Below are 26699 nucleotides of genomic sequence, written 5' to 3'. Positions count from 1 at the left end.
CGCCGGCGCTATTGCAGCGTTGCCGTCAGCCTCGCCACGTTGTCCACGTACTTGACCTTCATGGGCCGTTTGATCCAGTCGTCCAGCACGAGTTCGTGCGAAATGCTGCGGTAGGTGTCCTCGACCGCACGGATCCGCTGGACGATGTCCTCGCCAAGGAGCATCACGGAGACCTCGAGGTTCAGCGAGAAGGAGCGCATGTCCATGTTGCTGGAACCCAGCACGGCAACCTCGTTGTCGATCGTGAAGTGCTTGGCGTGCAGTACATACGGCGCCTTGTAGAGGAATATCCGTACCCCTGCCTCGAGCAGCGCCTCATAGTAGGACTGCTGCGCGTGGTGGACCAAGAACTGGTCACCCTTTTCCGAGACGAAGAGTTCCACCTCGACGCCGCGCTGCGCCGCCGTCGTCACCGCATAGAGCAGCGAGTCGTCCGGGACGAAGTAGGGGCTGCAGAGGGAGATCTTGTGCTGAGCTGAGTAGATGAGGGTATTGAAGAGTCGCAGGTTGTTCTCGGTGATGAACCCGGGGCCGCTGGGAACCACCTGTGCCGTGATGTTTCCGGGGTGGGACTCCGGCTGGTGCGCCAACTGCGCTTCAAGGGATTCGTCGGTTTCGCTGAGCCAGTCCGTCGCGAAAACCACATTCAGGGTGGTGACAATCGGCCCGCGCAGGCAGGCCATGAGCTCCACCCATTCGCGGCCCACCTTGCGGTGCTTGGGATTGTTGTAGGACGGCTCGATCAGGTTCTGGGATCCGGTGAAGGCGATCTCGCCGTCGATCACCATGATCTTGCGGTGGTTGCGAAGATCCGGCCGGCGCCACTGGCCGTGCACCGGGCTGAGCGGCAGCATGGGCCGCCAGCGGATCTTGCTGGCCTTGAGCCGGTCCTTCAGCTTGCGGTAACCCTTGATACGGAGTGTGCCCAGGTGGTCGAACAGGACGCGGACCTCGACACCGCGCTCCGCCGCCTCCTCCATCGCGGTCAACAGATCGTCCGTGACGTGGTCCGAACTCATGATGTAGAACTCGGCATTGACGAAGGATTTGGCGCCGCGGACCGCCTCCGTCATCGCCTTGATGGAATCGGGGTAGCCGGGCAGCAGCTCCACGCTGTTGCCGTCCACCATCGGCAGCGATCCCAGCGTCTTGTTCAGTTCAGAGGCGGACGCCACCCATTCGGGTCCGCTGTAGCGGCTTTCGACGGCCTGCAGCGCCGATGTCCCCGCCCGGACCCGGGTGTTGACGGCCTCCTGCTGGGCACGGCGGCGGCGGGAAAGCCGGAAGTTGCCGAACAGCAGGAACAAGGCCAGGCCCAGGGTGGGCACGATGAAGATGCCCAGGAGCCACGCCATCGCGGTGGTGGGCCGCCGGTTCCCGGGGATGATGCCCAGGGCCAGCACCCGGATGGCGAAGTCGACCAGGGTCAGGATCAGGACCGCCCAGGACGGTAAAGTCTCCGCCAGCGGAAATGGCCACAGCACAGGCGAACCCCTCAAGCTTCAGGCCCGCGGAACAGTTCCGGAACGGGCAACGAGCAAATCCTATCCCGGGACTACCGAGACTAAGCTGTAGCCATGACCTCTCCTGCCACTATGCCCGCGCCCGCGACCGTGCTGGTCTTCCTCGATCCGGCGTTCGAGGGCGGCCGCGTTGCTGACGCATCGAAGCCGCAACTGATGGCCACGGACCTGGGCGCCACCCGCGGCGATGGCGTTTTCGAATCACTGCTGGCCGTGGGCGGCCGGCCCCGCAAGATCCAGGCGCACCTGACCCGGCTGGCCGGCTCTGCCCGCCTGCTGGAGTTGGATATCCCCGCCGAGGACGCCTGGAGGCGCGCGGTGGAGACCGCCATCGGCGAGTACCGGCGCCAGGATCCTGCCGTGACCGCAGCCGGCGGCACGGACGATGATGAAGTGGTGGTGAAGCTGCTGGTCACCCGCGGGCCGGAAGGCGCCGCCGCCCCCACCTGCTGGGTCCAGGCGTCCGCCCCCGGGGCGGCGGGCCGCCGGCAGCGCGAGACCGGAATCGACGTCATCCTGCTGGACCGCGGCTACGACAGCGAAGTCGGCGAGCGCGCGCCCTGGCTGCTGCTCGGCGCCAAGACCCTCTCCTACGCCGTGAACATGGCAGCGCTGCGCTACGCCCACGAGCACGGCGCGGACGATGTCATCTTCACATCCGCGGACGGCCGGGTCCTGGAGGGACCGACGTCGACTGTTCTGTTGGCGCACCTGGAAACGACGGACGACGGCGCCGGCGGCGTTCGCACGATCCGGCGGCTCATCACCCCGCAGCTGGACAGCGGCATCCTCCCGGGCACCTCGCAGGGCGCCCTGTTCACGGCCGCCAAGGCTGCCGGCTGGGAGCTGGGCTACGGCCCGTTGGAGCCCAAGGACCTGCTGGACGCCGACGCCGTCTGGTTGATCTCCAGCATCCGGCTCCTGGCGCCGGTAAACCACATCGACGGCCAGGAAATCGGCACCCCGGAACTGCGCCGGCAGCTCACGGCCGAGCTCAACGCCCTCTTCGCCACGATCGAATAGCCGGCGGCACGGAACTCCGCACCGATGGCAGCCAGCACGGCGAACCCCGAGAACACCGCGTAGAGCGGCAGCGCCGGGAGTGCCCACAAGTGACGCAGGTTGCTGATCGTGCCGTCGACGGCAAGTGCGAGAGCCCCGGCGCAGAACACCGCCAGGACGACTGCGCCGCCGAGCCCCCAGGCCTCCGGTTGTGCCCAGATGTCCGGAAGCGGTTCGGCTCCGGGACGGGCTCCGGACAGGAGGTTCGCCGGCGCGAGGCAGGCCAGCGCGAGCACGCCGGCGGTCCGGACCGCTGGCAGGATGATGGCGGCAACCGTGATGGCCGCCAGGCAGTCGCCCATCGGACGCCGACGGAGGTCACCAACGGCTGACTTGTGGATCCCCAGGCACTGAAGCAGCGACCGTTCGCGCGCCACCCGCCGCCTCCACAGCTCACCGACGCGCACCGGGTGTTGGCCCGTGATGACGGCCCGCGGGGCGAATCCCACCCGGTAGCCTGCGCTTCGCACCCGCCAGCCCAACTCAAGCTGCGCGGCACCAGTGTCCTCCCTGAAGCCGCCGATCTCCGTCAGGACGTCACGCCGCACCGCGCCCATACCTGCCGCGAAGACGGGCAGGAAACCGGAGGCCGCTTGCGCCCGCCGGGCCATCCCGCCGCAGCCGCGGCCTATCAGGTCTACGATCCGCGCGGCAGGACCGGCAGTGAGGGTCCGTTCGCCGCCCCACACGGCGCCGACTCCGTCGGGACCGCCACTCCCGACGTCGAAGGCTTGCAGCATCCGGTCCACGGTCCGCCGGGTGAGGACGGCGTCCGCGGGAAGGAACATGAGCACCTCCCCCGCGGCCCGGCCCACGCCCAGGTTCAGTGCCGCCCCGTATCCCGCCGCCGCGGCGGGTGACCTTCCCGCAAACACAATCCGTCCGTCCTCGGCGGCGAACCCCGCCATGAGCTCCGGGGTGTCGTCCGTGGAGCCGGCATCCACCAGGATCAGCTCGTACCGCTCATACCGGCTCCCCTGGACTGACCGGATGCAGTCCGCCAGAAGCCCGCCCCCATTGTGCGCCGCCACAATGATGGACACGGTGGGCCACTGCTGCCAGAGAGTAGGCGCGTGGCGGCGCCGACACCGCGCGGACCGCACCTCAAAAGAGACGGCCAGCGCCAGAACAACAGCCGCCATCACCGCCGCCGCCAGGACGGGCAATCCGATGAACACCAGGACGAGTTCCTGTGCCGGGCCGACCGGCACCGGCGCCTCACCCCAGGGCATCGGCGGGAATCGCCGGGCATCGCCGGAAGGACGCCGGGTTGAATGCCGGGAGCATGAACGTTGCCAGGACGGCGTCGAGCAGTTCGGGCGCCCACGTGCTGTTCGCCCCGAGTGTCGGGCAGACGCCCAGCACCACGGGGGTTCCGTCCGCGCGGCGGCGGATCTGGACCTGGACCGGGCCGGTCAGCCCGAGCGTGCGGACGGCGGCCAGGCCCAGCTTCCGCACATCGTTGGCCTCGGCCGCCGGCACCCTGCGGCTGACTTCGTCGCTGCCGGCCCGACCGTACGGAGTTCTTGTCTTCTCAAGGACCACGGCCACCGGCGCCATCGCGTTGCGGGGCGGCGTGCCGAACACCAGGGCCACGTAGTCGGCGCCCGGGATGAACTCCTGGACCAGCTGCCCGGCCGGCAGGTTCTTCCAGCTGACGGAGCCGGTCCCGGCCAGCAGGTGGACGGCGTGGGTGCCTTTGAAAGTTCGCGGCTTGACGACGACGGGACCGTTGAGGTCGGCCAGGGACGCCGGCGCGGCGGCGAGGTCGCCCGGAACCCCGAAACGCGGGACGGGAATGCCGGCTGCCTGCAACGCCCATGCGGTGAACAGGTGGTCGTTGGCGAGGGCCACCGCGGCAGGGTCGCCGACGATGATCCGCACGTCCCGGCCGAATCCGGCGCGGGCCGCAGCCAGGACCGGGAGTTCCACGGTGAGGGTCGGAATGATGACGTTGATGGCTTCCCGGTCCACCAGCCGGCGCAGGTCCAGGACCATGTCCGGGTCCGTCGCCGGCAGGAGCCTGACTGCCGCTGCGGTGGTGGCGTCCTCGCCCTGCCGGGTGACGTCGCGGGCGTCGGAGCCGAGGCACGGGATGCCGCGGGCTGCTAGCTGGGCCGCGACGGCCCGGCCGGCGGCGCCTGCAATGCCAGTAACCAGTATGCGCGGGCCCACGGTTGCTCCATTCCGCCGTCACCCGCAGGGCCGCGGCTGCGGCTCCGGCGGTTCGGGCCACCGATTCAGACAAAAATTGAGGGACAGACAACTGCACGCAGAGATAACTTGATCCACAGAAAACGTGGGACGGGCCGACGTGTCAGTCCGATCCCCTCAGTAGACTGCGCAAACTCCCGGCGGACACGAGTGGGCAGTACCCGAAACTGGAGCCCGCTACTACTCGCCTTGGCGCCGCACCCGGTTCTCACCCCGCAACTCTGATTTCTCAGTCCGCCGCGTGTGTCACCCCGCGGAAACGCGGTCCGGTTACGGAACATGACGACGGCGGCGGTGCGGGCCGGCGTCGTAAGTGTTACGTTTTTGGGGAGTAATGAGAACCGGTGCCAAGCCCTGACTGGCCGGTCGGCAACCCTCCCTTTCGCGGCGGGGTGCCTCAGGTGAATACTCGGCATATCGACCATTCGAGCTGCAAGCGTGAAAGAGGAGATCCGTCGTGCCCGACACATCCATACCCGCTGTACCCGGTACAGCAGCCGCCCCCGGCACAGCCCCCGCCGCAGCTCCCGCCGGCGAGGACAAACTGGCCTACCGCCTGTTCACCGGCGCCGACGACCGCGCCTTCTGTGAGCGCGTGTCGGCCGCCCTGGCCGAGGGCTATGTCCTGCACGGAAGCCCCGCCGCCACCTTCAACGGCAGCACGGTGATCGTGGCGCAGGCCCTGGTCCTGCCGGCCGCAATTGCGAGCGCAGACGCCGCCGTGGCCAACGCCGTGGATGAACTCGACAGTGACGAGTTTGGTGCCGAAGACGCCTTCGAGGGCCACGCATGAGCTACGCCGGAGACCTCAGCCCGCACGAGGCGTGGGCCAAGCTGGAGGCCGGCGCCATCCTGGTGGACGTCCGGACCGAGGCCGAATGGGCCCACATCGGCATCCCGGATACGAAGGCCACGGACAACGATCCTCTCTTCATCCAGTGGACCCTCGCCGGCGGGGTGCCCAACCCGCACTTCGTGGAACAGCTCCAGCGCCAGGCGCCCGAGGACACCGCCGTCGAGCTCGTATTCCTGTGCCGCTCCGGCGCCCGGTCGATCGCCGCAGCGACGGCCGCGACGCAGGCCGGCTACACCTCCTACAACGTCCTTGAGGGCTTCGAAGGCGAGACCGACCGCTTTGGCGAACGCACCGTCAACGGCTGGAAGAACCGCGGCCTGCCCACCAACCTCGGAAAGATTTAAGTGACTTTCAATCCAGACGCCGCCGAATGGGCGGCCGACACCCAGGCCGTCCGCGGAGGCCTTGACCGTACAGGCTTCCAGGAAACCGCCGAGCCGATCTTCCTCAACTCAGGATTCGTCTACGAGTCCGCGGCCGCCGCCGAGCGCGCCTTCACCGGGGAGGACGAGCGCTTCGTCTACTCCCGCTACGGCAACCCGTCCGTCGCAACCTTCCAGGAGCGGCTGCGGTTGCTCGAGGGCACCGAGGCATGCTTTGCGACGGCGTCCGGCATGTCCGCCGTCTTCACCGCCCTCGGCGCGCTGCTGGGGGCCGGCGACCGGGTGGTCGCCGCCCGCTCGCTGTTTGGCTCGTGCTTTGTGATCCTCAACGAGATCCTGCCGCGCTGGGGCGTCGAGACAGTCTTCGTGGACGGTCCGGACCTCGAGCAGTGGAAGTCTGCGCTGTCCGAGCCGACGACGGCGGTCTTCTTCGAATCGCCGTCGAACCCGATGCAGGAGATCGTGGACATCGCCGCCGTGAGCGAACTGGCACACGCGGCCGGCGCCACGGTGGTGGTCGACAACGTCTTCGCCACCCCGCTGCTGCAGCGCTGCGGAGACCTCGGGGCCGACGTGATCGTCTACTCCGGCACCAAGCACATCGATGGACAGGGACGCGTGCTCGGCGGGGCAATCCTGGGGACCAAGGAATTCATCGACGGGCCCGTCAAGCAGCTCATGCGGCACACCGGCCCCTCGCTCTCCGCGTTCAACGCCTGGGTCCTGACCAAGGGCCTGGAGACCATGGCCCTGCGCGTCAACCATTCCTCCGCCTCCGCCCTGCGGCTGGCCGGCTGGCTTGAGCAGCAGCCCGCGGTCAGCTGGGTCAAGTACCCGCTGCTGCCCTCCCACCCGCAGTACGATCTCGCGGCGAAGCAGATGAAGGCCGGCGGCACCGTGCTCACGCTGGAACTCTCGCCGTCCCCGGGCCGCACCGCCAAGGAGGCCGCCTTCGCGCTCCTGGATGCGCTGCGGATCATCGATATCTCCAACAACCTCGGTGATTCGAAGTCCCTCATCACGCACCCGGCCACCACGACGCACCGCGCCATGGGCCCGGAAGGCCGCGCGGCAATCGGGCTCAGCGACGGCGTGGTGCGGCTTTCAGTCGGCCTGGAGGACGTCGAGGACCTGATCCGCGACCTCGGCCAGGCGCTCAAGCAGGTCTAGCCCCGGCGCACCCGGCCCAGGGATGGCTCGTGCCCGGCTGGCTCTCCGCCGGCGTCCCCTTGCGTCGTCACTTCGACGGCCCGTTCGACGACGGCGGCCAGCCCGCCGGCGCGGAACGGCTCCCGCTGCAGCTGCGAGCCCGTGCCCTCCGCCAGGATCCGCTCGACGCCCGCGCGCACCAGGTCCAGCTCGCCCTGTTCCTCAAGGACCGGGGCAACGAAGTCCACGAGTGCCCGGACGACGTCGGCGGCCGGGGCAGGGGTGAAAGTTCCAAAGTCCAGGAGCTGCCCGCGCAGTCCGCAGTTGCTGGCCTGCCATGCGGCCATCCGCAGCAGTAACGTGGGTACCGGGGCGGGCTCGACGCCGTCGTTCCATTCCCGCGACGCCGATTCCACGAGGGCGCGCACCAGCACGGCGATCAGCGCCGCATCCTCGGCCCGCAGGCAGACATCGGCGACCCTGACCTCCACGGTGGGATGCAGCCGAGCCAGCCGGGCATCGAAATAGATCATCCCTTCATCCATCAGGACATTGCTTTCCACCAGCCGGGTCACCAGCCGCCGGTAGACGGGCAGGCTGCCGAAGATCATCGTGGGGCCCGAGCCCGGCCAGCGGTTCCAGGCCTGGGTGCGGTAGCTTTCGAACCCTGTCTCTGCGCCGTTCCAGTACGGGGAATTCGCGCTGAGGGCGATCAGGACGGCAAGCTTGTCGCGGATCCGGTCCATCACGGCCACGCCCTCCTCCGGCGATTCCACAAAGGTGTGGACGTGGAGGCCGCAGGTCAGCTGGTTCCGGACCGTGAGCCCGAAGCGTTCCTGCATGGTCATGTACCGCTGATTCTGGGTGAGGTGCGTGGCGGCGCCTTGGGGCGAGGTGGCCAAGGCCGCGACTCGGCCGCCGTGCACGCGGGCGGCCTGGTCTGCCAAGGCCCGGCCCTGCCTGAGCTGCCGAAGAAGTTCCCTATAGTCCAGGCACGGCCGGGTCTGGGTCTCAATCTGTTCGAGCTTGAGCTCGTAGCTGAAGTCGGCGCCGCCCTCGTGGACCGGTTGCTGCCCCGGGAGAACCTGGGCGGCGTCCTGCTTCGGCGGGAGCAGGCTGGCCAGCATGAGGTCGGCGAGGGCAAGCAGCCGGCCCGATTCCGGGTCGACTATCAGCAGTTCTTCCTCCACGCCGAAGGTGCGCATAAATCTATTGTGCGTCAGGAACCGCCGACACGCCCTACGCCAACGCCGGGTCACTTCGCGCCCATCCCCCTGCGGACGGGCGCGATCAGACCTCGCGTTGCTTGGGATCAGTCTTGGAAATACTCGATCTTCGCGCCAATGGTGTTGAGCCGTTCGGCCAGATCCTCGTAGCCGCGCTCAATGACGTAGATGTTCCGCAGTTCCGAGACGCCGCGAGCCGCGAGCATGGCCAGCAGCAGGCAGGCCGCGGGGCGCAGGGCCGGCGGGCAGCCCACCTCGGCGGCACGCCACTTGGTGGGCCCGTTGACGTAGATCCGGTGCGGGTCGAGCAGCTGCACCTGGGCGCCCAGCTTGTTCAGCTCGGTCAGGTAGATGGCCCGGTTCTCGTATACCCAGTCGTGGATCATCGTCTGGCCGTGGGCGTTGGCCGCGATCACGGCGAAGAAGGGCAGGTTGTCGATGTTCAGGCCCGGGAAGGGCATGGGGTGGATCTTGTCTTCCGGCGCCCGCAGTTCCGAAGGCTTGGTGGTGACGTCCACCAGGCGGGTGCGGCCGTTGCGGGCAAAGTACTCCCCGGACACTTCGAGCCGCTGGCCCATCTGTTCCAGGGTCGCCAGCTCGATTTCCATGAACTCGATCGGGACGCGGCGGATGGTGACTTCCGAGTTCGTCACGATGCCGGCGGTGATGAGGCTCATCGCCTCGATCGGGTCCTCGGAGGGGAAGTATTCGATGTCGACGTCGATCGACGGGCGGCCCGTGATCTTCAACGTGGTGGTGCCGACGCCGTCGATCTCCACCCCGAGCATCTGCAGGTAGAAGCAGAGGTCCTGCACCATGTAGTTGGGGCTGGCGTTGCGGATGATGGTGGTGCCGCGGCGGTGCGCGGCGGCCATGATGGCGTTCTCGGTGACGGTGTCACCGCGTTCGCTGAGCACGAAGGAGCGGTCGTGGCTGTCCGACGGCGGTGCCTGGACCGCGTAGAACCCGGACTTCGCGTCCACGCTGAGCCCGAACTGGCTTAGCGCCTGCATGTGCGGCTGCACGGTGCGGGTGCCGAGGTCACAGCCGCCGGCGTAGGGCAGACGGTATGTGTCGGCCTCGTCCAGCAGCGGGCCCAGGAGCATGATGACGCTGCGGGTCCGGCGGGCCGCCTCCACATCCATGGATGCGAGGTCCAGGACAGCGGGGCGGCGGATCTGGAGGTCGTTCGCGTTGAGCCAGGTGCATTCGACGCCGATGCTGGTCAGCACCTCGACGATCCGGTTGACTTCCTCGATCCGGGCCAGCCGGCGCAGGGTGGTGGTGCCGCGGTTGATGAGGCTGGCGCACAAAAGGGCGACGCCGGCGTTCTTGCTGCTGTTGACGTCCACCGCGCCGGAAAGCGTGCGACCGCCCTCGACCCGGAGGTGGGTCATCTGGGGCCGGCCCACTTTGACGATGCTGTGCCCGACGATCGTCTCCAGCCGCTGGATCATCTTCAGGCTCAGGTTCTGCTTGCCCTGCTCCATCCGGGCGATGGCGCTCTGGCTGGTGCCGAGCTCGGCCGCGAGTTGTCCCTGGGTCCAGCCCTTGTCCCCGCGGGCCTCGCGGAGCAGGAGGCCGACATGTTCAGCAGTCTGTTGAGTCATGTCCCGAAAATATCACGCATGATCTACCGCACCCGGTATTTGCCGCCGGAATGGCGCCAATCTCACATGCATACCCGCATCATGCGATAACCGGCGCGGCGGCGCTGTGACAAGCGGCAGCGCGCAGGCGCGCCGGACGCTGCCGCGGCTACTGGCGGGTGAGGAAGACAAGGTTCCAGGTGCCCGCGCCGAGGGCTGCCGCGACGGCGGCTGCCGCAATGCCCAGCCCGCCCAAAAGCACCCAGGCGTCGAGTCCGCTGAACGTGGACGGCCTGGCCCAGGTCCGCGCCGCGCCGCCGAACCCGCGGGCCTCCATGGTCACCGCGAGCCGGGACGCGCTCCGGATCGCCTGCACCAGCAAGCCGAAGCTTTGGCCCATGGTGGCGCGGAAGCGCTGGTAGGGGTTGCCGCTTGAGCCCACGCCGCGGGCGCGCCGGGCCATCCCGATGGTTTGCCATTGCTCGGCCATGATTCCCACGAGCCGCATGGCGGCCAAGGTGCCCAGGACAAACCGGTGCGGCAGTTTCGCGTTCTGGGCCAGGGCGTCGGCCAGGTCCGTGGGGTCGGTGCAGCTCATCAGCAGCACCGCAGGCAGGGCGATCGCGAGCCCGCGGAGCATGAAACCGATCCCGAGCTGCAGGGAGCCGGCGCTGATGGACCAGATCCCGGCGTCGAACAGGACGGCTCCGGCGTCGGGCGCCAGGATGGCGGTGCTCCAGCCGCCGAGCGCCGCCGCGAGGATCAGCGGCCAGCCGCGCTGCCACAGCAGGGCAACGGTCAGCCCGGCCAGCGGCAGAAGCATCAGTTCGAAGGCCAGCGCCACCGAGGCAGAGACCCAGTCGATGGACAGAGCCAGCACCAGGGTGACCATGGTGACCGCCGTGAACTTCGCGAGCGGGTTGGCGCGGGTCAGCAGCGCATGGTTGCCGCGGACGCTCAGTTCGTCCCTCATGATGCGGCCGCCTCCGGCAGCTCCCGGTCCGGGCCGGCGGCGTTGACGGCCCCCGACCCGGCGGTGTCCCGGCCGTGGAGGCGCAGTTCGGTGCCGCCAAGGACAGCGCTGAATTCGGCGTCGTGCGTCACGGAGACCACGGCGGTGCCGGCGTCGAGAAGTTCAGAGAGGAACGAGGCAAGCTCGGCCCAGGTGTTGGCGTCCTGGCCGAACGTGGGCTCGTCCAGGACCAGTACCTGCGGGTGCGCAGCCAGCACGGTGGCCACCGAGAGGCGCCGTTTCTCGCCGCCCGAGAGCGTGTAGGGGTTGGCGTCCACGAGCTCCGTCAGCCGCAGCCGCTCCAGGAGCTCGTCCACACGGTCCTCGCCGTAGCCGAGGTGGCGGGGCCCGAACATAAGTTCGTCGTGGACCCTGCCGGTGACAAACTGGTGCTCGGGTTCCTGGAACACGGTCCCGATCCTGGCGATCAGCTGCTGGGCTTTCCACCGGTACGGGTCGGTCCCGGCGCCATCACCTACGCGACCGATGGCGCAACCACTGAGTTCCGTCGTGGCGGAGACCGTCCCCGCCACGGGGCGCAGGAGGCCGGCGAGCGTCAGTGCCAGGGTCGACTTGCCCGAACCGTTCTGCCCGGTGATGGTCAAGGCCTCTCCGGCACGGACCCGGGCCATGACCCCGGATTGCACGGGGCGCGGCGCAATCGTGCGGAAACCCTGGCGCAGTCCGGCCCGCCGCGGCCGCTCGCGGGAGACCGCGAGGGCGTCCGACGAGAGCAGGAGCTGCCCGGAGGCCGGGGCGGTCCGGGAACGTGTTGCGGGCACGTAGCCGGGCACCCAGACGCCCGCACCGATGAGCATGTCCCGCGCCTCGGCCAGGACCTGGTCCGGCGGCCCGTCAATCAGGACCGCGGAGTCCGTGGCGGACCCGGGCTGCAGCACCACGATCCGGTCCACGAGGTCCTTCCAGACCGCCACCCGGTGCTCCACCACCACCAGGGTGGCGCCGGTCTTGTCCAGGCAGCGGCCAACGGCGTCGCGGACTTCCAGGACGCCGGCGGGATCCAGGTTGGCGGTGGGCTCGTCGAGCAGCAGCAACCCCGGCCGCATCGCGAGGATCCCGGCGAGCGCCAGGCGCTGCTTTTGGCCGCCCGACAGCGCCGACGTCGGGTGGTCCAGCGGCAGCCTGCCCAGCCCGACGTCGTCGAGCGCCTCGCGGACCCGCGGCCAGATCTCCCCGGCCGGGACAGAGAGGTTTTCGGCGCCGAAGGCGACGTCGTCGCCGAGGCGCGAGAGCACCACCTGGGTTTCCGGGTCCTGCTGCACGAGCCCGGCGCGGCCGCGCTGTGCACGGGGCGCAGCGCCATCGATCAGCAGGCTGCCGGTCTCGTCGGATTCTTTGGCGTCGCCAGCCTCCCCCACCGCGCCGTCCCCGAGCACACCCGCCAGGGCGTGGAGCAGGGTTGATTTGCCGGCGCCGGACGGGCCCAGCAGGAGCACGCGCTCCCCCGGCCGGATGTCCAGGTCAAGTCCGCTGACCGCAGGCCGGAGCCTTCCGGCGTGCCGCCAGCCCCAGCCGCGGGCTGTGACGGCGGCCGGGCGTACGCCTGGTGAAGATGTCATGAGTCGCCTGTGCAATTCCAAGAGGGCCGTTCCGGAGTGGGTGCAGGAACGTGGTTCAGGAGAAGACAGGCTCCGTGGCGGCCTTGCGGGAGGCAAAGGAGCCCAGCACGCCGGTCTTGGCCAGGCCGCGGGTGGCGAGCCAGGACAGTCCGCCGGCAATCACGGCGCCGGAGATGGTGGTGAAGACGATGTAGGCGAGCTTGTCGCCGGCTTCGTAGGCAATGTTCCAGCCCCACGGCAGGAAGGAGTCGTTCAGGCCGCAGAAGAGGCCCGCGCCGGCTCCGGCCAGGAGGGACACCGGGAGGTTGAACTTCTTGTAGAGGAAGGCCGCGAACACCAGTTCCGCGCCGAGGCCCTGCAGGACTCCGGAGATCAGGACCGTGGTGCCGTACTGCGAGCCCATGATCAGCTCGCCCGTGGCCGCCACCGTCTCGCAGAAGAGGGCTGCCCCGGGCTTGCGGATGATGAGCATGCCGAGCACTGCCGGGATCATCCATCCGCCGGCGTAGAGTCCGCTGAGCGGCGGGTAGATCGTGTTGACCGGGGTGGAAATCAGGTTCGCGCCCTGATCCCAGGCCCAGAAGATGACGCCCCCGGCGACGGCGATCAAGGCGGCAACCACAATGTCCACCACACGCCAGTTGTAGGTGCGCCGGGCCGATGAACGGCTGCTGGAACCATGCTGTGCTGAAATATCTGTCATGTCGTCCTCCTGAGGAACAGGAGGGGAGGGTGCTCCGGCCGGCCTCGGCTTCCGCCGCCCTCCGCGCACCCTGAGAACTCGACTCCCTTGCGCCGGTACTAACCGGATCAGGTTCGAGGGTCTGCGGCTGTCCGCACTCTCAGCGCCCACCACTGGTTTCCCCGGACTCTTCCGGCGATGCCCGACGGCGGCGCTCCCCTGTCGTAATTATTTCGCCCTTGTGGGCTGGCTCAGTTTACACCCGAACGGCCCGGGTTATCAGTGGAGTGCTGTCACAATCCGCGGCCTGCCCCAGGCGCACCCCGCGGCCGGGAAGAGCCGCTTGGTAGAGTCGACGTGTCGGCCCCCGGACCCGCGAGCGGGCGGCCTTGTCGCCCACCGGAAAGCTGGACCATTTTGACGCACACACCGGCCACGCCAGATCCCTCCGCCGAGTACGACCCGGACTCGAGCGAGCCGCAACCGCACGGTTCCCTGGCGGCGCTCATTGGCCGCGTGCTGGCCGAAATGGATGCGCTCCAGTTCGCATCGTTCAGCAAGGACGATGCCCTGGACCTCGGGCTGCTCCTGGTCGAACTGGGCAGGCAACGCTCGCTGCCCATCGCCGTCGACATCACCAAGGGCGAGCAGGTGCTCTTCCACGCGGCGCTGGACGGCGCCACTCCGGACAACGAACGCTGGATCAACGCCAAGAAGCGCACGGCCCAGCGCTACGAGGTCCCGTCCCTGCTGGTGGGCCTCCGGGCCCGCGCTGCCGGCGGAAGGATCGAGGACAACGCCTGGTTCGATCAGATGGAGTTCGCCGCCCACGGCGGAGCGTTCCCCATCTACGTGCGCGGCACCGGTGCCGTAGCCGTCGTGACTGTCTCCGGGCTGCCGCAGAAGGCAGACCACGACCTCGTGGTCGAGGCTTTACGGACGGTCCTCACGCCGGGAGCTTAGGCGGCGGCGCCGTCCGCGCGCGGCGTCCTCCGGGACAGCCGGATCAGCGCAATCCCCACCGCCGTGAACCAGGCCCACATCAGGATGCCGTACACCAGGTAGACCTCCGGAACGGCGAACCGGAGTACCTCCGCCACCACGCCAACCGCGCCCGCGGCCACGCCGAGCCAGGCCACCGCACGGGGCAGCACGCCCTTGAGCATGGTCAGCGACATCAGCAGGATGCCGAGCGCGGACAGGACGCCGACGGCGGCAGGCGTGTTGTTCTCGGCGATCAGCGCCTCCGCCGCGGCGGCATAGCGGAGCCGGGCATCGGCCCCGGCGGTGCCGATCGCGTTCGCGTAGCTGTCACTGAGATTGACCAGGATCATCGATCCGCGGCTCGTGACCGGAACGGCCAGGAACAGCGCCCACGGCAGGGCGCCGATCACCGTGGCCATGAGGGCCAGGCTCTTGTTCAGCGGGGCGAGTGCCACGAAGAGGGTCACGAATACCAGAACCGGAAGAATGTTGGGCACGGTCCACAGGAGTTGTTCGGCGACGTAGACCGCCGTGTGCCCGGCGATGAACTCGAGGGTTTCGGCACCGCCGTGGATCGGTGGCGGGGCAATGGCGTCCAGAACCACTGCCACGATCAACAACGCCACGAACGCGACGGCGGAGATTCCGGCCCAGAAGTAGAGTTGCCGCCAGCTCTGACTGTCCGCCGCGGCGCCCCGGGCATGGCCGAGCGGGCGGGTCCGGGGCTGTTCCATGCTCAAAAGTACGTCCGGCGGGCGAGGCAATACAGGGGCGTTGGCCCTGTCTGGATGCCCGGGCAAGGAACGCTAGGCTAGGGGCAGCCCTGTTTCCTCCCTTAAGGAGTTACGAAGAATGAACCTCTTCATCAAGCTGCTCGGCACCGGCGTCAGCCTCCTGGCCGGTTACGCCGGCGCCAAGCTCGTTGACACCGTCTGGGAGAAGTCCACGGGCAGCAAGCCGCCCACGGACAACGACGACGTCCCCACCACGCTGCACCACGCATTGGCGTTCGCGCTGATCTCGGCCGCGGTCAGCACCGTCATCCAGGTGCTCGCCAACCGCGGCACCCAGCGCGCGATCACCCGCTTCGCCAAGACCCAGGACGTCGTCTAACGAGGGCATTTCAAGGACGTTGACTAGCTTGGCTCGACGAGCAGCTTCCTGATCTCGGTGAGCTTGGCTTCGGACTCTTCGAGGCGCAGGCGGAGTCCTTCGACCGTACCCGTGTCGGCCGCATCGACTAGCGGCGCGGGTTCCTTCTTCTTGGGCGACAGGAAGAAGTTGGCAAGGTAACCGGTGAACGTACCGAAGATGCCGACACCGATGACAATGATGCCTGCCCCGATAATACGGCCCGCATCCGTGACCGGATATTGGTCTCCGTATCCGACTGTCGAGATCGTGACGATCGTGTACCAGAGGGCGTCCGAAGCGGTCCTGATATTGGCCCCCGGGGCGCCCTGCTCGACGCGGAGCACCGAGAGGCTTCCGAATTCCAGCACCAATATGCCCATGAGCAGCAGTATGTACAGGGAACTGCCGGCCCGATCTTTGCTCAGCGCGCGGCCGATCGTGCGGATGCCGACATCGCGGAGCAGGCGGTACACCCGGATCAGCCGGAAGATGCGCAGGATCTTGAATTGCGCCACAGGCACGCTCGCCAAGAGGTCGGCCCAGCCGAAGTGCTTGAAGAAATAGGCGCCCGCCGATGGCGCGGTGAAGATCCGGTAAAGGAAGTCGGCGACGAAGATCGCGCTGAAAACGGAGTTCATCACGGTGAGTACGGTGTCGAGCGACTTCTCCTGCACGGCATACAAGAGCAAGAGATTCACGATCGACAGGATCGAAAGGATACCGATGAAGATCTCGTATCCGATGCTCTTCAGTTCACTGCGTTCCTTGGTCATGTGAGGATTCTGGCACGCAAGCAGCCGCGCGGCCGCCACTATTTTCGTATCGGTCCACCCTCAACGGTCGGCGTCGTCGTCCGTTCCATGGCGGGCAGCCGCCTGCCGGGCGGCCTTCTGAACGACGGCCTCAAGTTCGTCGGCGCTCAGCAGTTCCGGGTGAAGGTGCTTGGTGCGGTAGCCGGCCCGCCCCACCATGTGGGCTGAAACTGGGACGGTCAGCAGTTGGAAGAGCCACGCCACCACCAGGACGGGCCACACCCACCAGGTGCGCATCTGCAGGCCAAGGGCGGCCAGGAGCAGGAAGAGCCCCAGGACCTGCGGTTTGGTGGCGGCGTGCATCCTGCTCATGAGGTCCGGGAACCGCAGCAGTCCGACGGCCGCGCCGAGGGACATCAGGGCGCCGACCACCATAAACACGGCAGAGACGGCGTCGATCACTGTTTCAGGATTCACGGACGTTCTCCCTCCGGTCGGCCACGAACCTGGCCACGGTGACCGAGCCGACGAACCCGATGAGGGAAATAGCCACCAGCAGCATCAGGTTGTTCAGGTGCCGGTTAGCGGCCATGTCGATGCACAGGGCCGCACCGAAGATGGCCAGGAGCACGTCGGCGGCCAGCACCCGGTCCAGCAGCGACGGGCCCCGCGCGATCCGGATGATCGCCCCCGCGGCGGCCAGGGAAAGTACGACGGCTGTCACCGTCAGGACGATCTGCATCATGCGGCGGCCTCCTGGGCAAGTGCGGACAGTTCCTCTTTGGTCCCCATGATCCTGATCAGCCCGGCCTCGGTGTCGCGGACTTCCTTGCGCAGCTTGGCCGCGTCTTGGGCGTTGCGGACGTTGATGCCGTGAATGTAGAGGGTGGACGTGGACCTGTCCACCTCCACCACGAGTGATCCGGGAATCAGCGAGATCACGTGCCCGGTGGCCGTCACGAGGAGGTCCGAATGGCTCCGCAGCGGCACGGCGACGATTGCGCTGACCACGTCCGGGCCGCGGACCACGGCGAGGTAGAGGACCTGGAAACTGGCCGCGACGACTTTTCCGAGGAAGACGACGGCGAAGGGGACGGCGCGGAGCACGTTGAAGCGGCCGCCGAGTTCCACCGGGGGCAGGTAGAAAACCCGCGCCACGACCACGGCGATGAGGGCGCCGAAGAGGAGGTTGCCGGGGCTGAAGTTCTGCCACAGGGCACCCCAGACAAACACGAGCCACACCAGCAGCGGCAGTTCCTGGCGCAGGGAGATCCTTTTCCGGTTCATTTCCCGCCGCCCTGCTGCTGGCCGGGCCGGACCGCCGACGGCACCGGCGGGACCGGGGCGTCCTCGCCAAGCACGGCGTGGATGTAGGCGGACCTGTCCAGCATCTCGTGGGCGGACTGGTCCGCGACCTTGAACAACGGCCCGGCAAAGACGGTCAGGGCCACGCCAAAGAGCACCAGGCCCAGGGTGGAGCCCACCATGGTGCGCGGCAGGAGGGTCACGTTGGTCCGGCCGGCCCGGTCTCCGGTCGCGGAATCCTCCGGTGCCGCCAGGAGCACCGGATCGGGGTGTTCCGCGTCCTCGGGCTTGCGCCAGAACGCCCGGTTCCAGACCCTGGCGATCGCCAGCAGGGTCAACAGACTGGTCAGCACTCCCCCGATCACCAGTGCGTAGGCCAGCGGCGTCCCGAGTTCGATGCCCGCTTGCAGGAGCCCCAGTTTGCCCAGGAAGCCCGAGAACGGCGGGATGCCGGCCAGGTTCATGGCCGGAATGAAGAACAGCACGCCCAGGACCGGGGAGAGCTTGGCCAGCCCGGCGACGCGGTCCATGGACGAGCTGCCGCCCCGGCGTTCAATCAGGCCGGTCACCAGGAACAGGCTGGTCTGGATGGTGATGTGGTGGGCCACGTAGAACACCGCGGCGCCCAACCCGGCCACCGTGGACATGGCCAGGCCGAACACCATGTAGCCGATGTGGCTGACGAGGGTGAACGACAGGAGTCGCTTGATGTCGCTTTGGGCCAGGGCGCCGAGGATTCCCACCACCATGGTCAGCAGCGCCGCGACCATGAGCGGGGCGTTGAGTGCATCCCCCGGGAAGAGCAGCGTCTCCGTGCGGACCATGGCGTAGACACCCACCTTGGTCAGCAGCCCGGCAAACACCGCGGTGACGGGGGCCGGCGCGGTGGGATAGGAGTCGGGGAGCCAGAAAGAGAGGGGGAAGACGGCGGCTTTGATGCCGAAGGCCACCAGGAGCATGACGTGCAGCAGCGTCCGGGTGCCCTGGTCCAGGTCGCCGAGCTTGATGGCGAGGTCCGCCATGTTGATGGTGCCGGTGGCCCCGTAGATCATGGCGATCGCGATCAGGAACAGCACCGAAGACACCACGGAGACCACCACGTAGGTCACGCCGGCCCGGATGCGCGGTCCCGTGCCGCCGAGGGTGATGAGCACGTAGCTGGCGGTCAGCAGGATCTCAAAGCCGACGTAGAGGTTGAAGAGGTCTCCGGAGAGGAAGGCGTTGGATACCCCGGCGACGAGGATCAGGTAGGTCGGGTGGAAGATCGAGACCGGCGCGTCGCGGTCGCCGTCGGCCATGCCCTGTCCGGTTGCGTAGATCAGCACTGCAAGGCTCACGGCCGAGGACACCACGAGCATGAGCGAGGAGAACTGGTCCACCACCAGCACGATCCCCCAGGGCGGCATCCACCCGCCGATATTCACCGCGGCCGTCCCGCCCTCCCAAACGGAGGCCAGCAGCCAGCATTCCAGCAGCAGGGTCACGGTCAGGATGGCGATGCTGACAGCCCGCTGGGCCCGGGAGTGCCGGATCAGCAGGAACGTCAGGGCGGCGCCCAGGATGGGGAGTACGACGGCGAGCGGGGCAAAGCTGGCGATGTTCACTGTCCGCCTCCTTCCGGTCTGGGGTCAACGTTCAGGGAGCCGGGCTGTTCTTCGGAGGCGGCCTGTTCGGCCCGCACCGGGCGGTCGCCGGACATGACCGCGGCCGCACCGCTTCCCTGGCTGGAACCGGATCCGGGACCCGGACCTCCACCGACAGGGGTGTCCACCAGCCCGGCGCCGTCGGAGCCGATCATCGCCAGCGGAAACTCCGAGGTCTCGACCGGAATCACGGAATCGTCCTCGGCGTCAAAGCTCGGGGTTTCCGCGACGCGGCGGTCCTCGGCGTCGTCCTGGATTTCATCCTGGCGGGCCAGGACCCAGGTCCGGTAGATGATGCCCAGCATGAACGCCGTGACGGCGAAGGAGATCACGATCGAGGTCAGGATCAGGGCCTGCGGGAGGGGGTCGCTGTAGTCCCCGGCGGGGGTGTTCTTGTCGAAGATCGGCGCCAGACCGGCGTACCCGCCGGTGGCGAGGATCAGGAGGTTGGTGGCGTTGGCCAGCAGCATGAGGCCCAGCAGGACCCGGGTGAGGCTGCGTTCAAGGATGAGATAGATGCCGCAGGCGTACAGGGCCCCCATGACAGTCAGCAGGGTCAGATTGACGCTCATGCTTTCCCCCTGGCTGTCGTTTCCGCGTCGGCTGTTTCAGCCGGGAGACCGACCTCATCGCCGTCGGACGGCCCTTCGTCGGACGGCCCTTCGTCGGATGGCTCGGGCTGTTCCTCGAAGTGCTCGTCGATTTCGGCCCCCAGGCTGCGCAGCACGTCCAGGGCCAGGCCGACCACGACGACGTACACGCCGATGTCGAAGATGGTCGAGGTGACGAACTTGATGTCGCCGAACACGGGCAGCCACAGTTCGACGATGGCGCTCTGGAACACCTGTCCGCCCAGCAGCAGCGGCGTCATTCCGGCGGCCGCGGCGGTGGCCAGGCCGATTCCCAGCAGGGTACCGGCGCCGACCGGCGTGGCTTCGCGCAGTTCGAAGCGGCCGCCGGCGAGGTAGCGGATGGTCAGGGCGAGTCCGGCTGTGAGGCCGCCGGCGAAGCCGCCGCCGGGCAGGTTGTGGCCGGCGAGCAGCAGATAGATGGAGAACACGATCATGGAGTGGAAGATCAGGCGGGTGACCACCTCGAAGATGATCGAGCGGCGTTCGGGGGCCAGAGTCCGGCCGGCCACCAGCCAGGCGTCCCGGGTGGCTGCAGCGAACCGACGGTTCATGGCCAGGGCGGCATCGTCCCGGGTGCTGCCCCGGGCCCCGGTCAACCGGCCGACGGTCCCTTCCGCGACTGTGGCGGCCGTCCGGATGCGGTCGCCGCGGCCTCGGACGAAGATGAGGCTGGCCACGCCGGTGGCGGCCAGGGCCAGGACGGAGATCTCGCCAAAGGTGTCCCAGGCGCGGATATCCACGAGGGTCACGTTGACGACGTTGAGGCCGCCGCCGCCCTCGTAGGCCAGCTGCGGGAACTGCAGGGAGACCGGCTCGGCCACGCGGGCGCCGAGGGCATAGATGGCCACGAAGATCATGGTGGCGCCGAACGCCAGGCCGATCACCACGCGGATGACCCGGTATTTCCCGCCGGTGCGGTCCCGCAGCCCCGCGGGGAGGCTCCGCATGGCCAGCACGAACGCCACCAGAATGATCGTTTCGACCAGCATCTGGGTCAGCGCGAGGTCAGGGGCGCCCTGCAGCGCGAACATCAGGGCAATGCCGTAGCCGGTGACGGACACCATCAGGACGGCCAGGAACCGCTTGTTGGCGCGGACCGCGGCGAGCGCGCCGATCACGACTCCCGCACCGGCCACCAGCTGCAGCGGCGAGCCCGGATCGATGACATAGAGTCCGGGCGGGAGCGGCTTGTTGGCCACGAGCAGCGCCGTCAGCGGCAGGACGAACGCCACGGTCAGGATGACGGAGAGGTAGAAGAACAGCGAGCCTCGCTGGGTCCGGCCGGTGACCCAGACGGCGGTGTCGTCCAGCGCGCCGATCGTCTGCTGGTACGCGCGGTCGGCGTCGATCCAGCCCGGCACGAAGGCCTGCAGCCGGGCCACGGCGTTGCGGCCGTAGAACATGGCCAGGCCCAGGGCGAACGTCACCGCGGTCAGCCCCAGGGCCGGGGTGACGCCGTGCCACAGCGCCAGGTGGCCGGGCGAGGAGCCGGAGCCGTCCACAAAGAGTTCCGCATAGGGCTGGATCCAGCCGTCGACGGCGGCGGGCCACAGGCCGTACAGGATCGTGAGGAGGCTCAGGATTGCCGGTGCGGCAAGGAAGGCGGGTTTGATCGGTTTGAATGCCGTGGGCTCCACGCCGGGCTTGACGGCGAAGGCGCCCCACATGAAGCGGGCGCTGTAGGCGAAGGTCAGGACGGAGCCGAGGACCACGCCTCCCAGCAGCCAGGGCCCGGTCCCGGACTCCGAGCTGTATTGGATGAAGGCCTCGAACACCGATTCCTTGGCGACGTAGCCGGCCAGCGGGGGGACGCCCGCCATCGAGGCCGCACCGATCGTCGCTACCACCGCCAGTGCCCGGGCCGAGCCGTAGACGCCGGAGAGCTTGCGGATGTCCCGTGTCCCCGCTTGGTGGTCGATGATGCCCACCACCAGGAACAGCGTGGCCTTGAACAATCCGTGCGCCAAGAGCAGGGCGAGTCCGGCGAGCGCCGCGTCGGGAGTGCCGAGGCCCACCACCATGGTCAGGAAGCCCAGCTGGCTCACGGTGCCGTAGGCGAGGATGAGTTTGATGTCGGTTTGCCGGAGGGCCCGGTAGCCGCCGACCAGCATGGTCGCCAGGCCCAGGCCCAGCACGATCGGCAGCCACGGCGGGATCCCGGCGAACCCGGGGGCGAGCCGGGCCACCAGGTAGATCCCCGCCTTCACCATGGCCGCGGCGTGCAGGTAGGCGCTCACGGGCGTGGGGGCGGCCATCGCTCCGGGGAGCCAGAAGTGGAACGGAACCAGGGCGGATTTGGTGATCGCACCGATCAGGATCAGGACGACGGCGGCGCTCACGGCGCCTGCCGCGGGGCCGGTGACGAGCGCGGGGGCCATGTCCAGAATGGCCTGGATCCGGTAGGTTCCGGCCGTCGAACCCAGGATGATGAGCCCCACTAGCATGGCCAGTCCGCCGGCAGTGGTCACCATGAGGGCCTGCAGCGCCGAGCGCCGTGCGGACAGCCTGGTCCGGGCGTAGCCGATCAGCAGGTAGGACAGCACCGTGGTCAGTTCCCAGAAGATGAACATCAGCAGGAGGTCATCAGCGGTGACGAGGCCGAACATGGCACCGGCGAAGGCCAGAAGTTGGGCCCCGAACCCGCCGAGGTAGTCGTCCTTGTTCTTGAAGTAACGGGCGCAGTAGACCAGCACCAGCGCGCCGACCCCAAGAACCAGCAGGGACATGACCCAGGCCAGCGCGTCCATCCGGAACGCGAGTTCCAGCTGGAGGGCGGGAACCCAGGGGATCGCCTCGGCGATCGCGCTGTCTGAATTGACTGCCCCTGAATAAACGGCATCGTGCTGCAGGAGCAGCCAGATGAAGGAGGCCGCGGGAACCGCGGCCAGGGTATAGAACGAATTCCTGCCGAACTTTCGGAACAGCAGCGGGGCCACGACAGCCACCGCAAAGTGCACGGCAAGGACTGTGATCACTGGTGTCTCCGCAACGTCAGAAATTCGATTGTCAGCAAGTTAGAGCAGGCGGTTCATTTGTTAGGTTCGGTGCGGACAGTTTACCAAGCGTGTACAAATTCTTTTGGCAGGGACGCCGGCCACTGAATAATTCGTAGCAAAAGCCGCCAGGGACTCCCGCGGGGGACAGGCCGCGGGCGTCCTGGGCGGCTACGATTCTGGCTATGAACACTGCCGCCGCCCCCGAGGCCATGCGACCGTCGTCGGAACTGGAAGCGGGAAGTCCCGTCTCGCACAAGGGTCGGATCCTCGCGTGGGCGTCGTGGGACTGGGGCTCGGCAGCCTTCAATGCCGTCATGACAACCTTCGTTTTCACCGTCTACCTGACCTCCAGGGCCTTCGGCGGCGAGGACCAAGCCTCGGCGGTCCTGGGCGCCGCGCTGGCCGTTGCCGGCGTGGCCATCGCCCTGTTGGCCCCCGTCACCGGGCAGCGCTCGGACACCGGGGGCCGGCGCAAGCTGTGGCTGGGGGTCAACACGGCCGCCGTCGCGGTCCTGACCGGGCTGTGTTTCTTCGTCTTCCCGCGGCCGGAATTCCTGCTTCTCGGCGTCACGCTGATCGCGCTGGGCAACGTCTTCTTCGAATTCGCGGGGGTCAACTACAACGCCATGCTCGCGCAGATTTCCACCCCGCGGAACATCGGCAAGGTCAGCGGCTTCGGCTGGGGCATGGGGTACCTCGGCGGCATTGTGGCGCTGCTGATTGTGCTCCAGCTGTTTGTCCAGCCCAGCTTCGACTGGTTTGGCGCCTCCACCACGGACAGCCTCAACATCCGGCTTGTGGCAGTGTTTTCGGCCCTGTGGTTCTTCATTTTCGCCCTGCCCGTGCTCTTCGCCGTGCCGGAGTTGCCGCGCGCCGGGCGGGACACACGGCTGGGCTTCTTCGCCTCCTACGGCCTGCTGGTCAGGCGCATCAAGGCGATCTACCGGACCAGCCCGCACACCATCTATTTTCTCCTCGCCAGCGCCATCTTCCGGGACGGTCTGGCCGCCGTGTTTACCTTCGGCGGCGTGATCGCGGCCGGAACCTTTGGCTTCGAGCTCAAGGACGTCATCTTCTTCGCGATCTTCGGAAATGTCGTGGCGGCCGCCGGGGCCGTTTTCGGTGGCTTCCTGGATGACAGGATCGGGCCGAAGGCCGTGATCATTGCGTCCCTGGCCGGACTGCTGCTCGCGGGCACCGCCATCCTGGTGCTCGGCAACGGAAGCTACGAATTCCTCGGCCTGGCCTGGGCCGGCACCACCACCTTCTGGATCTTCGGCCTCTTCCTGTGCCTCTTCGTGGGACCGGCCCAGTCGTCCTCCCGCGCGTACCTCGCCCGGCTCGCCCCGCACGGGGAATCCGGCGAGCTCTTTGGGCTCTACGCCACCACAGGCCGGGCCGTGAGTTTCCTTGCCCCGGCCCTTTTTACCCTGTGCATCACCGTCGCCACCCCCCTCACGGCCACCGGCGAGGCCCAGCGTTGGGGCATCCTGGGCATCATGGTGGTGCTGCTTGCGGGCCTGCTCGTCCTCCTGCCGGTCAAGGCCCCGGACAGAACCGAAATCGCGGTCGTCCCCGCGGCCTGAGGCGTCCGAATTTCCGGTTCGCGCACTAGGCTGAAGATATGAACGTGGATGAGACGGACCTCCCCGGCCTCGGCCGGCGCAAGGACTTCATGACTGCCTCGGGACGCCGGATCGGCGTGGTCGAATACCGTGAAGGCCAAACGGAACTCATCGTCTCGACCTGGGACGACCCTGATACTTGCCAGGCCTCCATTCCGCTGACGGCGGACGAGGCCGCCGCCCTGGGCAACCTCCTGGGTGGCCAGCGCCTCGCCATGCAGCTCTCGGAAGCACACCGGGAAGTCCCGGGCATCGTGACGCGCCAGTTCTCAATCAGTGCCGAATCCCCCTTCCACAACCAGCCGATGGGAAAGGCCTGCATCCGGACCCGCAGCGGCGTCTCAATCGTGGCCATCATGCGCGAGGGCGAGGTCCTCCCCTCGCCGGGGCCCGACGTCGTCCTCCACCCCGGCGACCTCCTCGTCGCAGTCGGAACGCAAGAAGGCCTGGACACGGCGGCCAGCATTCTTCGCAACGGATAAGCGGGATGGATCCGCTCGCGCTGACCCTGATCGAGCTGGGGGCTGTCGTCTTCTGTCTCGGCCTGCTGGCCAGACTGGCCGGGCGGATCGGCATGTCCCCTATTCCGCTCTACCTGGTGGGCGGTCTGTTCTTCGGCGCCGGAGGCCTCGTCAAGCTCGAAGGGATGCACGAGTTCGCCCATCTTTCCGGCGAGATCGGCGTCATCCTCCTGCTGCTTATGCTGGGTCTGGAATATACGGCGGCCGAGCTCGTCACCGGGCTGCGGCGGTCCTGGCAGGCCGGCGTCCTGGACCTTCTGCTCAATTTCCTGCCCGGCGCAGGGCTCGCCCTGATGCTGGGATGGGGCGTCGTGGGAGCCATGGTGATGGGCGGGGTGACGTACATTTCATCGTCCGGGATCGCGGCGAAAGTCATCACCGATCTTGGCCGGATCGGCAACAGGGAAACCCCGGTGGTCCTCGCCATCCTGGTGTTCGAGGACCTCGCCATGGCCGTGTACCTCCCGATCCTGACCGCCACACTGGCCGGAGTCAGTTTCCTGATGGGCCTGCAGACCGTGGGCATCTCCCTCGCCGTCGTCACCCTGGTCCTGGTGGTGGCCCTCCGGCACGGCCACCACGTGTCCAAAGCCGTGCACAGTGAGAACTCCGAGGTCTTCCTGCTCAATCTGCTCGGTGCTGCGCTGCTGGTGGCGGGGCTCGCGGCCGCCATGCAGGTCTCCGCGGCGGTAGGCGCGTTCATGCTCGGCATCGCGATTTCCGGCGCCACGGCCCACAGCGCCACCCGCATCCTGGAGCCGCTCCGGGACCTTTTCGCGGCGATCTTCTTTGTTGTCTTTGGCCTCAACACGGACCCACGGTCCATCCCGCCCGTCCTGGGCTGGGCGCTGTTGCTGGCCCTGGTGACGGCAGCCACCAAGATGATCACCGGATTCTGGGCGGCCAAACGGGCCGGCATTGGAATTCCCGGCCGCTTCCGCGCGGGGGCCGCCCTGATCGCACGCGGCGAATTTTCCATTGTCATCGCCGGCCTCGCCGTTGCCTCGGGTGTGGTGCCCGCGGATCTGGCGGCCCTCGCCACGGCCTATGTTCTGATCATGGCGATCGCGGGGCCGCTGGCCGCCCGTTTCGTGGAACCAGTCGTCCGGCTGCTGCGCCGCCCGGTCCGGCGCCCGGCTGTCCGGACATCGGGGCAAGCGTAAGCCTGAGACTGCGCCGGAAACGGCCCTAAATGTCGGTGCGGTGGAAATTCAGGTGGCTGCGGCTGGCAGTCGGGCCGCGCTGGCCCTGGTAGCGGTTGCCGTACTCCCCCGAACCGTAGGGGTGCTCGGCGGCCGAGGAAAGCCGGAAGAAGCACAGCTGGCCAATCTTCATGCCGGGCCACAGCTTAATGGGCAGCGTGGCCATGTTGGACAGCTCCAGCGTGACGTGGCCGGAGAACCCGGGGTCGATGAATCCCGCCGTCGAGTGCGTGAGGAGACCGAGCCGGCCGAGCGAGGACTTTCCCTCGAGCCGGGCCGCAATGTCATCCGGCAGCGTCACGGTCTCGTAGGTGGAGCCCAGGACGAACTCGCCCGGGTGCAGGATGAACGGCTCGCCGGATTCCACCTCCACCAGGCGGGTCAGCTCGGGCTGCTCCTCGGCCGGATCAATGTGGGCGTACTTGTGGTTGTCGAACAGCCGGAAGAACTTGTCGATCCTGACGTCCACCGAGGACGGCTGGACCATCGCCGGGTCGAACGGTTCAAGGACAATCCGCTGGGAGTCGATTTCGGTTCGAATGTCGCGGTCAGAGATCAGCACAGGTTCAAAAATACCGCACAGCGCCCGACCCGGCTTCACGGACCGGCACGGACGCCGAGTGTTACTT

At 67.9% G+C, this 26699-nt stretch carries 25 protein-coding genes, 1 pseudogene and 2 riboswitches; of the genes and pseudogenes, 9 read left to right on the top strand and 17 right to left on the bottom strand.

Annotated features, from left to right (window positions below; translation table 11 throughout):
- Positions 1-8: 8 nt before the first annotated feature.
- Positions 9-1484 (bottom strand): cardiolipin synthase, encoded by a 1476-nt coding sequence (gene cls, locus ACVWZ7_RS12710; protein ID WP_425547089.1) that lies wholly within the window; start codon positions 1482-1484, stop codon positions 9-11.
- A 93-nt stretch (positions 1485-1577) separates the two neighbouring features.
- On the opposite strand from cls, the gene ACVWZ7_RS12705 reads away from it, so the two are divergent.
- Positions 1578-2546: an aminodeoxychorismate lyase gene (locus tag ACVWZ7_RS12705; protein ID WP_344360729.1), complete on the top strand. Its 969-nt coding sequence runs from the start codon at positions 1578-1580 to the stop codon at positions 2544-2546.
- A 428-nt stretch (positions 2547-2974) separates the two neighbouring features.
- Here the strand turns inward: ACVWZ7_RS12705 and ACVWZ7_RS12700 are convergent.
- Both ACVWZ7_RS12700 and ACVWZ7_RS12695 read right to left on the bottom strand, forming a co-directional pair.
- Positions 2975-3727: pseudogene (locus tag ACVWZ7_RS12700) on the bottom strand (glycosyltransferase); the annotation flags it as partial.
- Between the two features lie 76 nt (positions 3728-3803).
- Positions 3804-4760, bottom strand: coding sequence for an ATP-grasp domain-containing protein (locus ACVWZ7_RS12695; RefSeq protein ID WP_344360727.1), 957 nt, complete (start codon positions 4758-4760; stop codon positions 3804-3806).
- Positions 4761-5129: 369 nt separating this feature from the next.
- A riboswitch (SAM riboswitch) is annotated at positions 5130-5244 on the top strand.
- 99 nt (positions 5245-5343) lie between these two features.
- Between ACVWZ7_RS12695 and ACVWZ7_RS12690 the strand changes: the two genes are divergently transcribed.
- The 3 genes from ACVWZ7_RS12690 to ACVWZ7_RS12680 are packed head-to-tail and all read left to right on the top strand — an operon-like array spanning position 5344 to position 7208.
- Entirely contained in the window at positions 5344-5592 is a 249-nt protein-coding gene (locus ACVWZ7_RS12690) for a DUF1737 domain-containing protein (protein ID WP_237563499.1), read from the top strand.
- Positions 5589-5999: a rhodanese-like domain-containing protein gene (locus ACVWZ7_RS12685; RefSeq protein WP_456508036.1), complete on the top strand. Its 411-nt coding sequence runs from the start codon at positions 5589-5591 to the stop codon at positions 5997-5999. Before ACVWZ7_RS12690 ends, ACVWZ7_RS12685 begins: the two co-directional genes overlap by 4 nt.
- Positions 6000-7208 carry an O-succinylhomoserine sulfhydrylase gene (locus tag ACVWZ7_RS12680; RefSeq protein ID WP_344360723.1) on the top strand — a complete coding sequence of 403 codons (1209 nt, stop codon included), beginning with the start codon at positions 6000-6002 and terminating at the stop codon, positions 7206-7208. It begins immediately after the preceding gene.
- Here ACVWZ7_RS12680 and ACVWZ7_RS12675 read toward each other — a convergent pair.
- From ACVWZ7_RS12675 to ACVWZ7_RS12655, 5 genes are all read right to left on the bottom strand, one after another.
- Positions 7205-8392, bottom strand: a complete 1188-nt coding sequence (locus tag ACVWZ7_RS12675) for a glutamate--cysteine ligase 2 (RefSeq protein WP_344360720.1) — start codon at positions 8390-8392, stop codon at positions 7205-7207. The two genes, ACVWZ7_RS12680 and ACVWZ7_RS12675, sit on opposite strands and share 4 nt — an antisense overlap.
- A gap of 107 nt (positions 8393-8499) precedes the next feature.
- Positions 8500-10023: a UDP-N-acetylglucosamine 1-carboxyvinyltransferase gene (locus ACVWZ7_RS12670; RefSeq protein WP_091254494.1), complete on the bottom strand. Its 1524-nt coding sequence runs from the start codon at positions 10021-10023 to the stop codon at positions 8500-8502.
- Positions 10024-10171: 148 nt separating this feature from the next.
- On the bottom strand, positions 10172-10975 hold the full coding sequence (locus ACVWZ7_RS12665) for an energy-coupling factor transporter transmembrane component T family protein (protein WP_116767883.1): 804 nt from the start codon (positions 10973-10975) through the stop codon (positions 10172-10174).
- Complete coding sequence (locus tag ACVWZ7_RS12660) at positions 10972-12594, bottom strand: ABC transporter ATP-binding protein (RefSeq protein WP_456508035.1); 1623 nt, start codon at positions 12592-12594, stop codon at positions 10972-10974. Before ACVWZ7_RS12660 ends, ACVWZ7_RS12665 begins: the two co-directional genes overlap by 4 nt.
- A 55-nt stretch (positions 12595-12649) precedes the next feature.
- Complete coding sequence (locus ACVWZ7_RS12655; RefSeq protein ID WP_456508034.1) at positions 12650-13297, bottom strand: ECF transporter S component; 648 nt, start codon at positions 13295-13297, stop codon at positions 12650-12652.
- 66 nt (positions 13298-13363) lie between these two features.
- Positions 13364-13507, bottom strand: a riboswitch (TPP riboswitch).
- 186 nt (positions 13508-13693) lie between these two features.
- On the opposite strand from ACVWZ7_RS12655, the gene ACVWZ7_RS12650 reads away from it, so the two are divergent.
- Complete coding sequence (locus ACVWZ7_RS12650) at positions 13694-14239, top strand: heme-degrading domain-containing protein (RefSeq protein ID WP_456508033.1); 546 nt, start codon at positions 13694-13696, stop codon at positions 14237-14239.
- Here ACVWZ7_RS12650 and ACVWZ7_RS12645 read toward each other — a convergent pair.
- Positions 14236-14994, bottom strand: coding sequence for a DUF4386 family protein (locus tag ACVWZ7_RS12645; RefSeq protein ID WP_456508032.1), 759 nt, complete (start codon positions 14992-14994; stop codon positions 14236-14238). The two genes, ACVWZ7_RS12650 and ACVWZ7_RS12645, sit on opposite strands and share 4 nt — an antisense overlap.
- Positions 14995-15112: 118 nt before the next feature.
- On the opposite strand from ACVWZ7_RS12645, the gene ACVWZ7_RS12640 reads away from it, so the two are divergent.
- Positions 15113-15373 carry a DUF4235 domain-containing protein gene (locus tag ACVWZ7_RS12640; RefSeq protein WP_344360707.1) on the top strand — a complete coding sequence of 87 codons (261 nt, stop codon included), beginning with the start codon at positions 15113-15115 and terminating at the stop codon, positions 15371-15373.
- Positions 15374-15396: 23 nt separating this feature from the next.
- On the opposite strand, the gene ACVWZ7_RS12635 is transcribed toward ACVWZ7_RS12640, so the two are convergent.
- Genes ACVWZ7_RS12635 through ACVWZ7_RS12605 form a run of 7 tightly spaced genes read right to left on the bottom strand, consistent with a single transcriptional unit; the run spans position 15397 to position 22701 of the window.
- A complete protein-coding gene (locus ACVWZ7_RS12635) occupies positions 15397-16167 on the bottom strand; it encodes an ion transporter (RefSeq protein ID WP_456508031.1) in 771 nt (256 codons plus the stop codon).
- 60 nt (positions 16168-16227) lie between these two features.
- Entirely contained in the window at positions 16228-16623 is a 396-nt protein-coding gene (gene mnhG, locus ACVWZ7_RS12630; protein ID WP_456508030.1) for a monovalent cation/H(+) antiporter subunit G, read from the bottom strand.
- Positions 16613-16891 carry a monovalent cation/H+ antiporter complex subunit F gene (locus tag ACVWZ7_RS12625; protein ID WP_116767891.1) on the bottom strand — a complete coding sequence of 93 codons (279 nt, stop codon included), beginning with the start codon at positions 16889-16891 and terminating at the stop codon, positions 16613-16615. Before ACVWZ7_RS12625 ends, mnhG begins: the two co-directional genes overlap by 11 nt.
- Complete coding sequence (locus ACVWZ7_RS12620; RefSeq protein WP_116767892.1) at positions 16888-17433, bottom strand: Na+/H+ antiporter subunit E; 546 nt, start codon at positions 17431-17433, stop codon at positions 16888-16890. The genes ACVWZ7_RS12625 and ACVWZ7_RS12620 overlap by 4 nt, the downstream gene beginning before the upstream one ends.
- Positions 17430-19055 carry a Na+/H+ antiporter subunit D gene (locus ACVWZ7_RS12615; RefSeq protein WP_344360698.1) on the bottom strand — a complete coding sequence of 542 codons (1626 nt, stop codon included), beginning with the start codon at positions 19053-19055 and terminating at the stop codon, positions 17430-17432. The genes ACVWZ7_RS12620 and ACVWZ7_RS12615 overlap by 4 nt, the downstream gene beginning before the upstream one ends.
- Positions 19052-19666: a Na(+)/H(+) antiporter subunit C gene (locus ACVWZ7_RS12610; protein WP_116767894.1), complete on the bottom strand. Its 615-nt coding sequence runs from the start codon at positions 19664-19666 to the stop codon at positions 19052-19054. The genes ACVWZ7_RS12615 and ACVWZ7_RS12610 overlap by 4 nt, the downstream gene beginning before the upstream one ends.
- Positions 19663-22701 carry a Na+/H+ antiporter subunit A gene (locus ACVWZ7_RS12605; protein ID WP_456508029.1) on the bottom strand — a complete coding sequence of 1013 codons (3039 nt, stop codon included), beginning with the start codon at positions 22699-22701 and terminating at the stop codon, positions 19663-19665. The genes ACVWZ7_RS12610 and ACVWZ7_RS12605 overlap by 4 nt, the downstream gene beginning before the upstream one ends.
- A 203-nt stretch (positions 22702-22904) precedes the next feature.
- Here ACVWZ7_RS12605 and ACVWZ7_RS12600 point away from each other — a divergent pair, with 203 nt between their 5' ends.
- The 3 genes from ACVWZ7_RS12600 to ACVWZ7_RS12590 are packed head-to-tail and all read left to right on the top strand — an operon-like array spanning position 22905 to position 26031.
- Positions 22905-24308, top strand: a complete 1404-nt coding sequence (locus tag ACVWZ7_RS12600; protein WP_456508028.1) for an MFS transporter — start codon at positions 22905-22907, stop codon at positions 24306-24308.
- 38 nt (positions 24309-24346) lie between these two features.
- Positions 24347-24829 carry a cation:proton antiporter regulatory subunit gene (locus tag ACVWZ7_RS12595; RefSeq protein WP_091254529.1) on the top strand — a complete coding sequence of 161 codons (483 nt, stop codon included), beginning with the start codon at positions 24347-24349 and terminating at the stop codon, positions 24827-24829.
- A 5-nt stretch (positions 24830-24834) separates the two neighbouring features.
- Positions 24835-26031: a cation:proton antiporter gene (locus ACVWZ7_RS12590; RefSeq protein WP_456508027.1), complete on the top strand. Its 1197-nt coding sequence runs from the start codon at positions 24835-24837 to the stop codon at positions 26029-26031.
- Positions 26032-26056: 25 nt separating this feature from the next.
- Here ACVWZ7_RS12590 and dcd read toward each other — a convergent pair whose 3' ends face one another.
- Positions 26057-26632 carry a dCTP deaminase gene (dcd, locus tag ACVWZ7_RS12585; protein ID WP_091254534.1) on the bottom strand — a complete coding sequence of 192 codons (576 nt, stop codon included), beginning with the start codon at positions 26630-26632 and terminating at the stop codon, positions 26057-26059.
- Between the last annotated feature and the right edge of the window lie 67 nt (positions 26633-26699).

The organism is Arthrobacter sp. TE12232 (assembly GCF_054062615.1).
The sequence above is the reverse complement of the archived record's forward strand: the minus strand, read 5'-3'. Positions and strand labels throughout refer to the sequence as shown.

What these genes read in the sequence shown, in the direction of transcription:
- ACVWZ7_RS12705 (WP_344360729.1), top strand. Translation starts at nt 1,578, where the DNA reads ATGACCTCTCCTGCCACTATGCCCGCGCCCGCGACCGTGCTGGTCTTC.
- ACVWZ7_RS12685 (WP_456508036.1), top strand. Translation starts at nt 5,589, where the DNA reads ATGAGCTACGCCGGAGACCTCAGCCCGCACGAGGCGTGGGCCAAGCTG.
- ACVWZ7_RS12675 (WP_344360720.1), bottom strand. Translation starts at nt 8,392, where the DNA reads ATGCGCACCTTCGGCGTGGAGGAAGAACTGCTGATAGTCGACCCGGAA.
- ACVWZ7_RS12670 (WP_091254494.1), bottom strand. Translation starts at nt 10,023, where the DNA reads ATGACTCAACAGACTGCTGAACATGTCGGCCTCCTGCTCCGCGAGGCC.
- ACVWZ7_RS12665 (WP_116767883.1), bottom strand. Translation starts at nt 10,975, where the DNA reads ATGAGGGACGAACTGAGCGTCCGCGGCAACCATGCGCTGCTGACCCGC.
- ACVWZ7_RS12660 (WP_456508035.1), bottom strand. Translation starts at nt 12,594, where the DNA reads ATGACATCTTCACCAGGCGTACGCCCGGCCGCCGTCACAGCCCGCGGC.
- ACVWZ7_RS12655 (WP_456508034.1), bottom strand. Translation starts at nt 13,297, where the DNA reads ATGACAGATATTTCAGCACAGCATGGTTCCAGCAGCCGTTCATCGGCC.
- ACVWZ7_RS12645 (WP_456508032.1), bottom strand. Translation starts at nt 14,994, where the DNA reads ATGGAACAGCCCCGGACCCGCCCGCTCGGCCATGCCCGGGGCGCCGCG.
- ACVWZ7_RS12640 (WP_344360707.1), top strand. Translation starts at nt 15,113, where the DNA reads ATGAACCTCTTCATCAAGCTGCTCGGCACCGGCGTCAGCCTCCTGGCC.
- ACVWZ7_RS12635 (WP_456508031.1), bottom strand. Translation starts at nt 16,167, where the DNA reads ATGACCAAGGAACGCAGTGAACTGAAGAGCATCGGATACGAGATCTTC.
- ACVWZ7_RS12625 (WP_116767891.1), bottom strand. Translation starts at nt 16,891, where the DNA reads ATGATGCAGATCGTCCTGACGGTGACAGCCGTCGTACTTTCCCTGGCC.
- ACVWZ7_RS12620 (WP_116767892.1), bottom strand. Translation starts at nt 17,433, where the DNA reads ATGAACCGGAAAAGGATCTCCCTGCGCCAGGAACTGCCGCTGCTGGTG.
- ACVWZ7_RS12610 (WP_116767894.1), bottom strand. Translation starts at nt 19,666, where the DNA reads ATGAGCGTCAATCTGACCCTGCTGACTGTCATGGGGGCCCTGTACGCC.
- ACVWZ7_RS12600 (WP_456508028.1), top strand. Translation starts at nt 22,905, where the DNA reads ATGAACACTGCCGCCGCCCCCGAGGCCATGCGACCGTCGTCGGAACTG.
- ACVWZ7_RS12595 (WP_091254529.1), top strand. Translation starts at nt 24,347, where the DNA reads ATGAACGTGGATGAGACGGACCTCCCCGGCCTCGGCCGGCGCAAGGAC.
- ACVWZ7_RS12590 (WP_456508027.1), top strand. Translation starts at nt 24,835, where the DNA reads ATGGATCCGCTCGCGCTGACCCTGATCGAGCTGGGGGCTGTCGTCTTC.